Origin of the sequence: Marinifilum caeruleilacunae (assembly GCF_013141825.1) — a bacterium.
GTDB classification, from domain to species: Bacteria; Bacteroidota; Bacteroidia; order Bacteroidales; family Marinifilaceae; genus Marinifilum; species Marinifilum caeruleilacunae.
Map to the genome: position 1 here is coordinate 1 of NZ_RZNH01000107.1, position 940 is coordinate 940.

The window sequence follows — 940 nt, forward strand, 5'->3', positions numbered from 1 at the left end:
TGATGTTTTGCATTAAACCAGCACCACTGAAGAATTATGCGGAAACAATTAAATAATCATATGAAATTCTACCTTATTGTTCTAACAGTCTTATTTATTAGTTGTAGTACACAAAACAAAGATGTCATTTCTGAAATTAAGGCTCCACATTCKAATGAAGCTATTGTATTATCAAAGAAAATTACAGAATTACACATTAWTACACTACAACTCGAATTGCCTGAATTAAGATTACTWCGCAATGAAATCTATGCCAGAAAAGGCTATGCTTTTAATTCTAAAGAATTGACTAGCTACTTTTCAAAATACGATTGGTATGAGCCAAAATACAATGCAAGCGAAATTGAACAGCATTTAACTCAAATTGATCGCTTTAACATTAACGAAATCCAAAAAGCAGAAGCTAAATTTAAAAGCGATTTAGCAGAAAAAGAAAAACTTAAATCATTAACATTCACAGATTATTTAAATCGTGTCCCAGCAATAAAACTTCCAGGAAAATGTTGGGAATGGGAATATGARAACAATATTAAATTTGATCCATCCGATTCAAAAAACATGGAATTCTTCAAAAAGTTTGAATATTGGCCAACATTCGGTAAAATAATTTTAAATGACAGTCTCACGGCTATTGGAGTTCACCACGCTTCAGATCKGCATGCCYTTACCACCTTTTTCATTGTCAACAAACTCGGTCAAAGAATAGGTCAGGTCGACTTACCAYTAACATATTCAAGWTCTGAAGACGTATATGGCACCAGCGACACTATATTTAGGGAAGAAATTATTCACTATAAAAGCGATGTTGTAATTACCAAAGACTTGAGAGTGGTAACATCTAGTTGGACAGAAACACTCATATATAAAAGCCCTGATGTGCTAATTGAAAAGATTGTTTCTGATACAACCATACACGCGAATGATTTCTATTAAACACATA

General features: G+C 32.6%; 1 protein-coding gene. It reads left to right on the forward strand.

From position 1 onward, the window contains the following. Window positions 1-60: 60 nt before the first annotated feature. Entirely contained in the window at window positions 61-933 is an 873-nt protein-coding gene (locus ELS83_RS21695) for a YARHG domain-containing protein (RefSeq protein WP_216616758.1), read from the forward strand. Window positions 934-940: the final 7 nt, after the last annotated feature.